Here is a 7,460-nt window from a genome sequence, read left to right on the forward strand (position 1 = left end):
GGCCGGCAGGGCCGCCGCGGACCGAGCACGCCACCACGAGGAACGAGAGCACCATGGCAAGGAACGACGCCCCCAGGAACGGCAACGGCGGCACCCTCGGCTTCGAGGCCGAGCTTTTCAAGGCCGCCGACAAGCTGCGCGGCAACATGGAGCCCAGCGACTACAAGCACGTCGCGCTCGGGCTGATCTTCCTGAAATACATCTCCGACGCCTTCGAGGCCAAGCACCGGGCGCTGCTGGCCGAAGACGCGCTGGCCGCCGAGGACCCCGACGAATACCTGGCCGACAACGTGTTCTGGGTGCCCAAGGAGGCGCGCTGGTCGCACCTGCAGGCCCATGCCAAGCAACCCACCATCGGCACCCTGATCGACGACGCCATGCGCGCCATCGAAAAGGACAACGAATCGCTCAGGGGCGTGCTGCCCAAGGACTACGCCCGCCCTGCGCTCAACAAGGTCATGCTCGGCGAGCTGATCGACCTGGTCTCCGGCATCGCGCTGGGCGAGGAGGGCGACCGCTCCAAGGACATCCTGGGCCGCGTGTACGAATACTTCCTGGGCCAGTTCGCCGGCGCCGAAGGCAAGCGCGGCGGCGAGTTCTACACGCCGCGCTCGGTGGTGCGCGTGCTGGTGGAGATGCTGGAGCCTTACTCCGGCCGGGTGTACGACCCGTGTTGCGGCTCGGGCGGCATGTTCGTGCAGTCGGAAAAATTCGTGCACGAGCACGGCGGGCGCATCGGCGACATCGCCATCTACGGCCAGGAGAGCAACTACACCACCTGGCGCCTGGCCAAGATGAACCTGGCGGTGCGCGGCATCGACTCCAAGATCTTCTGGAACAACGAGGGCAGCTTCCACAAGGACGAGTTCGCCGCCCAGCGCGGCAGCGACGGCGCGCCCATGAAGGCCGACTACATCCTCGCCAACCCGCCCTTCAACATCTCCGACTGGGGCGGCGAGCGCCTGCGCGACGACGTGCGCTGGCAGTTTGGCGTGCCGCCCGTGGGCAATGCCAACTACGCCTGGCTGCAGCACATCTACCACCACCTGGCGCCGGGCGGCACGGCCGGCGTGGTACTGGCCAATGGCTCGATGAGTTCCAACCAGTCGGGCGAGGGCGAGATCCGCAAGGCCATGCTGGAGGCCGACGTGGTCGATTGCATGGTGGCGCTGCCGGGGCAGCTTTTCTACTCCACACAGATCCCGGCGTGCCTGTGGTTCCTGGCGCGCGACAAGCGCGGCGGCAGGGGCTTGCGCGACCGCCGCGGCCAGGTGCTGTTCATCGACGCCCGCAAGCTGGGCGTGCTGGTGGACCGCACGCGGCGCGAACTGACCGACGAGGACATCCAGAAGATCGCCGGCACCTACCACGCCTGGCGCGGCGAGGCAGGCGCGGGCAGCTACGCCGACGTGCCGGGCTTTTGCAAGTCGGCCACGCTGGACGAGATTCGCAAGCACGGCCATGTGCTGACGCCGGGGCGCTACGTGGGCGCGGCGGAGCAGGAGGAGGACGGGGAGCCGTTTGAGGAGAAGATGGCGCGGCTGGCGGCGCTGTGGCGCGAGCAGCGGGTGGAGGCGGCCAGGTTGGATGCGGCGATTGAGGCGAACCTGAGGGAGCTTGGGTATGGCGAGTGAGTGGGTAGAAGCGCGATTCGGTAGCCTTGTTCTATTTGTTTCGGATAAATTGCAGGCCAAAGACGCCCGAATTGACGCCTACGTATCCACTGAGAACATGGTGGCTGATTTTGGCGGAATTACCCCTGCATCTGCGGTCCCGCCTGCTGGAAGTGTCACCAAATTCAAGTTCGGCGACACGCTTTTTTCAAACATCCGAACGTACTTCAAGAAGGTATGGCAGGCCCGCTTTGACGGATGCTGTTCTAATGATGTGTTGGTATTTCGAACAGAAAATGAGGGGGTGCTGACACCGGACTACTTGCATCAGATTTGTCGGTGGGAAAAATTTACTGAACTGAGTATCCGAACATCAAAAGGCGCAAAGATGCCGCGTGGTGATAAGGATGCCTTGGCAAGCTTTAAGTTTCGGCTCCCACCCATTGAAGAACAACGCGCCATCGCCCACATCCTCGGCACCCTGGATGACAAGATCGAACTGAACCGCAAGCAAAACGAAACGCTGGAGGCGATGGCGCGCGCCTTGTTCAAGGCATGGTTTGTGGATTTCGAGCCGGTACGCGCCAAGATGGAAGGCCGCTGGCAGCGTGGCCAGTCCCTGCTCGGTCTGCCCGCGCACCTTTATGACCTGTTCCCTGATCGGCTGGTGGAATCGGAATTGGGGAAAATTCCGCAGGGATGGCGTTATTCCAGGATCGGCGAAGAAGTATCCGTTTGCGGCGGCTCGACGCCCAGTACCAAGGAGCCTGAGTTTTGGGAAGGTGGCCAACACAACTGGGCAACGCCTAAAGATCTGTCCACCCTGAAATTTCCCGTTCTGTTGGCAACGGGTCGAAAAATTACCGATGCTGGCCTTGAGAAAATTAGCTCCGGTCTCCTGCCGAGTGGCACAGTGTTGCTCTCTTCGCGGGCGCCGGTTGGTTATTTGGCGATTGCCGAGGTTCCAACTGCGATCAACCAAGGGTTCATCGCAATGAAATGCGATGGTGCACTGCCGAATGTCTTTATCCTGTATTGGTGCAAAGAAAACATGGATGCCATCGTCGGTAATGCCAATGGATCTACGTTTCAGGAGATTAGCAAGGCCAATTTCCGGCCAATCCCCGTTGTGGTGCCTTCCGGTTCTGTGCTGACCAGCTTTGCGCGGTCTGCGACTCCGCTTCATCAACAAATGACTGAAAACGAGCGTGAATCCCTCTCGCTCGCCCAACTCCGCGACACCCTCCTTCCCCAACTCATCTCCGGCAAAATGCGCATCCCCGACGCCGAAGTCTTCCTCAAGGAGCGCAACCTATGAGCACCGACAACCAGATCGAAATACTGACCTATCAGGACGGCTCGTCCGAACTGGCCGTGCGCCTGCAGGGCGATACGGTCTGGTTGTCGCAAGAGCAGATGACATTGCTGTTCGGACGCGAGCGTTCGGTCATCACCAAGCACCTGCGCAACGTCTTCGCCGAGGGTGAGCTGGAGCGCGATTCAGTCTGTGCAAAATTTGCACATACTGCCGCCGACGGCAAAACCTACCAGGTCGAGCACTACAGCCTGGACGCCATCATCTCCGTGGGCTATCGCGTCAAGTCCGTGCAAGGCACGCGCTTTCGCCAGTGGGCCACCACGGTCTTGCGCGAGCACCTGACCCGCGGCTATACGCTCAACCGCCAGCGTTTCGAGCAAAACGCCGCCGAGCTGGAAGCCGCCCTGCAACTCGTCAGGAAAGCCGCTGCCGGCGAGCGGGGAGGGGTAGGCATGGCGGTGTTTCCGTCCGGGGTCGTGGCGCAGCGTGCGCCGCGGGCGAGATACATCCCAAGCTGGGCCTGATCCATTTCATCGCAATGCTCTTTAAAGATGTGGGTGTTATGTAAGTCACTGATTTACATGGGTTTTCTTATTTCATTGCAAACCCTCGAAGAGACCTTCAGCCATGGCGTTCCTATCTGAGGCCGCAGTCGAGAGCGCCCTGCTCGAACAGTTGCAGACGCTGGGCTACCGCGTCGAGCGCGAGGAGGACATCGGCCCCGACGGGCGTCGGCCCGAGCGCGCGGGCCACGGTGAAGTGGTGCTGCAAAAGCGCCTCGAAGACGCCGTGGCGCGCCTGAACCCCGGCCTGCCGCTGCAGGCGCGGCAGGACGCCGTGCGGCGCGTGCTGCAGTCCGAACTGCCATCGCTGCTGGAGGAAAACCGGCGCATCCACAAGCTGCTGACTGAAGGGGCGGATGTGGAGTACTACGCCACCGACGGCACGCTGACGGCGGGCAAGGTGGCGCTCATCGACTTCGAGCACCCGGAGCGCAACGACTGGCTGGCGGCAGGGCAGTTCATGGTGATCAATGGCCAGCACCATCGCCGTCCCGATGTGGTGGTGTTCGTCAACGGCCTGCCGCTGGCGGTGATCGAGCTGAAGGCGCCGGGCAGCGCCGGCGCGCACCTGCGGGGCGCGTTCAACCAGTTGCAGACCTACAAGCAGCAGATCGCGCCGCTGTTCCACACCAATGCGCTGCTGGTCACATCGGACGGCATTGCGGCGCGGGTGGGTTCGCTGTCGGCCGACCTGGAGCGTTTCATGCCGTGGCGCACCACGGATGGCAGCGCCGTGGCGCCCAAGGGAGCGCCCGAGCTTTCGACGCTGATCGAGGGCGTGTTCGAGCCGCGCCGTTTCCTGGGCCTGCTGCGCGACTTCACGGTGTTTGGCGACACCGGCTCGGGATTGGTCAAGATCATCGCGGGCTATCACCAGTTTCATGCCGTGTTGCGGGCGGTGGAATCGACCATCCGCGCGGCCATGCCGTGGGACGGGGTGCGCGAAGACCCGGCGCACTATGGCCTGCCGTCCGTCAAGGGGCAGGCCGCGGGCGACCGGCGCGCTGGCGTGATCTGGCACACGCAGGGCTCGGGCAAGAGCCTGCTGATGGCGTTCTATGCCGGGCAATTGGTCAAGCATCCGCAAATGGCCAACCCGACCTTGGTGGTGCTCACGGATCGCAACGATCTGGACGACCAGCTGTTCGCCACCTTCTCCATGTGCCGCGACCTGATCCGCCAGACGCCGGTGCAGGCCGACAGCCGCGAGGATCTGCAAAAGCTCCTGAACCGCGCGTCGGGCGGCGTGATCTTCACCACGCTGCAAAAGTTTGGCGAGACGCCTGAGCCGCTGACCACGCGCCGCAACGTGGTGGTAATCGCCGACGAAGCGCACCGCAGCCAGTACGGCTTCAAGGCCAAGGTGGACGCCAGGAGCGGCGAGATCTCCTACGGTTTTGCCAAGTACATGCGCGATGCCCTGCCCAATGCCTCCTTCATCGGCTTCACGGGCACGCCGATCGAGGCCGATGACGTGAACACGCCGGCGGTGTTCGGCCATTACATCGACGTGTACGACATCAGCCGCGCGGTGGAAGATGGTGCAACGGTGCCGATCTATTACGAGTCGCGGCTGGCGCGCATCGAACTCGATGAAGACGAAAAGCCCAGGATCGACGCCGAGGTGGATGAGCTGACCGAAGGCGATGAGGAGGTCGAGCAAGAGCGATTCAAGAAAAAATGGTCCACCGTCGAGGCCCTGGTGGGCAGCGACAGGCGCCTGGCGCTGGTGGCCAGGGACATGGTCGAACACTTCGAGCACCGCGTGGCGGCGCTGGAGGGCAAGGCGATGGTGGTGTGCATGAGCCGGCGCATCTGCGTGAAGCTCTACGACGAGATCGTCAAGCTGCGCCCCGCCTGGCACAGCCAGGACGACAACGCCGGCGCCGTGAAGATCGTGATGACGGGCGCGCCGAGCGACCCGCAGGAATGGCAGCAGCACATCGGCAACAAGGCCCGGCGCGACCTGCTGGCCCGGCGCGCGCGCGATCCGTCGGACCCGCTCAGGCTGGTGATCGTGCGCGACATGTGGCTGACGGGCTTCGATGCGCCTTGCATGCACACCATGTACGTGGACAAGCCGATGCGGGGCCACGGGCTGATGCAGGCCATTGCGCGTGTGAACCGGGTGTTTCGCGACAAGCCGGCCGGGCTGATCGTGGACTACATCGGCATTGCGCAAAGCCTGAAGTCGGCGCTGCAGCAGTATTCGCGCAGCGACCAGGAAAACACCGGCGTGGACGAGGCGCAGGCGGTGGCGGTGCTCCTGGAGAAGTACGAGGGGGTGCGCGACATGTACCACGGCTTCGACTACCGCTCGGCGCTGGACGGCACGCCGCAGCAGCGCCTGGCGATGATGGCCGGGGCGATCGAGTGGATTCTCGACCGGCAGCAGCAGTGGGCCGCGCAGGAGAGCAGCAAGGAAGGCAAGAAGAATGCGCACCGGCGCTACCAGGACGCCGTGCTGGCCTTGTCCAAGGCGTTCGCGCTGGCGTCTGCCTCCGACCAGGCGCGCGCCATCCGGGAGGAAGTGGGCTTCTTTCAGGCCATCCGCGCGGCGCTGGTCAAGAGCGGCGGCGGCTCGGGCGTGACCCAGCAGGAGCGCGAGCTGGCGATCCAACAGATTGTCAGCCGCGCCGTGGTCTCGACCGAGATCGTGGACATCCTGGCGGCAAGCGGGCTCAAGAGCCCGGACATCTCCATCCTTTCGGACGAATTTCTCGCCGAAGTGCAGCAGATGGAGAAGAAGAACCTGGCGCTGGAGGCCCTGCGCAAGCTGCTCGCCGACGGCATCCGCTCCCGGTCGAAGGTCAACGTGGTCCAGACCCGGGCGTTCTCCGAGCGCCTGGAAGACGCCGTGGCGCGCTACCACGCCAACGCGATCACCACCGCCGAGGTGCTGCAGGAGCTGATCGGGCTGGCCAAGGACATCCGCGCGGCGCGCCAGCGCGGTGAGGAGTCGGCGCTGTCGGAAGAAGAAATCGCCTTCTACGACGCCCTGGCCGAGAACGACAGCGCGGTGCAGATGATGGGCGACGACAAGCTCAAGCTGATCGCCCATGAGCTCTTGACGAGCCTGCGCGAGAACGTGTCGGTGGACTGGGCGCACCGGGAATCCGCGCGCGCCCGGATGCGGGTGCTGGTCAAGCGCATCCTGCGCAAGTACGGCTACCCGCCCGACCTTGAGAGTGCGGCGGTGCAGACAGTGCTGCAACAGGCCGAGGGCTGGTCGTCGCGCTGGTCGGCCGAGGTCGCGCGGCGGGGGTGAATGCGGCCCCGGGGGCAGCGCGTCAGCCGCCCTTCCTGTCCTTCTTCGGCGCCGTCAGGAACCGGGCAACGCGCTCGTGGAAGTGGGCCGTGCCCAGGAAGCCGATCTGCACCTGGCGCTCGGCCTCGAGCTGCTCGACCAGCGTCGCCTCGGGCGCGGCATCGACCAGCTCGCGCGTTGCACGCACCACGGCGGACGGGGTGCGCGCCAGGCGCTCGGCCAGGCGCAGCGCCTCGTCCGCCAGGGCGGCATCGTCCACGCAGGCCCAGACCAGGCCCCAGGCGGCCGCCTGCTCGGCGCCGACGCGCTCGCCCAGCAGCATGGCACCCAAGGCGCGGGCGCGGCCGGCCAGGCGCGGCATCCACCAGGTGGCGCCCAGGTCGGGCACGATGCCCAGCTGCGCCACCTGCGGGATCAGCAGATAGCTGGAGCGCGCCATCAGGACCACGTCTGCCGCCAGCGCCACGCCCACGCTGCCACCGGCGCAGGCGCCCTGGATGGCGCAGACCACCGGCACGGGCGACTCGGCAATCGCCTGCGTCAGCGGATTGAGGACTTCGCGCATGTCGCGGCCGATGGCAGCGGGCACGCTGGCGACGTCCTTTTGGCGCAGTTCGTCAAAACCCGCCAGATCGGCCCCGGCGGAAAAAGCCCGCCCGGCGCCGGCCAGCACGATGGCGCGGGCGCCCTGGCCGGTG

General features: G+C 65.0%; 5 protein-coding genes. 4 read left to right on the forward strand and 1 reads right to left on the reverse strand.

What is annotated here, in order from left to right; genetic code table 11:
* Nucleotides 1-53: 53 nt before the first annotated feature.
* From A612_RS09350 to A612_RS09365, 4 genes are all read left to right on the forward strand, one after another.
* Entirely contained in the window at nt 54-1,634 is a 1,581-nt protein-coding gene (locus tag A612_RS09350; protein ID WP_019374233.1) for a class I SAM-dependent DNA methyltransferase, read from the forward strand.
* The gene (locus A612_RS16590; RefSeq protein ID WP_075807042.1) at nt 1,624-2,931 is read left to right on the forward strand and encodes a restriction endonuclease subunit S; all 1,308 of its coding nucleotides are present in this window, start codon (nt 1,624-1,626) and stop codon (nt 2,929-2,931) included. Before A612_RS09350 ends, A612_RS16590 begins: the two co-directional genes overlap by 11 nt.
* Nucleotides 2,928-3,455, forward strand: coding sequence for a virulence RhuM family protein (locus A612_RS09360; RefSeq protein ID WP_019374235.1), 528 nt, complete (start codon nt 2,928-2,930; stop codon nt 3,453-3,455). The genes A612_RS16590 and A612_RS09360 overlap by 4 nt, the downstream gene beginning before the upstream one ends.
* Nucleotides 3,456-3,558: 103 nt before the next feature.
* Complete coding sequence (locus tag A612_RS09365; RefSeq protein WP_019374236.1) at nt 3,559-6,762, forward strand: type I restriction endonuclease subunit R; 3,204 nt, start codon at nt 3,559-3,561, stop codon at nt 6,760-6,762.
* A 22-nt stretch (nt 6,763-6,784) separates the two neighbouring features.
* Here the strand turns inward: A612_RS09365 and A612_RS09370 are convergent.
* A partial coding sequence (locus A612_RS09370) for an enoyl-CoA hydratase/isomerase family protein (RefSeq protein ID WP_019374237.1) occupies nt 6,785-7,460 on the reverse strand: 676 nt, incomplete at its 5' end.

This window comes from Melaminivora alkalimesophila (genome assembly GCF_000282995.1).
Lineage (GTDB): Bacteria > Pseudomonadota > Gammaproteobacteria > Burkholderiales > Burkholderiaceae_C > Melaminivora > Melaminivora alkalimesophila.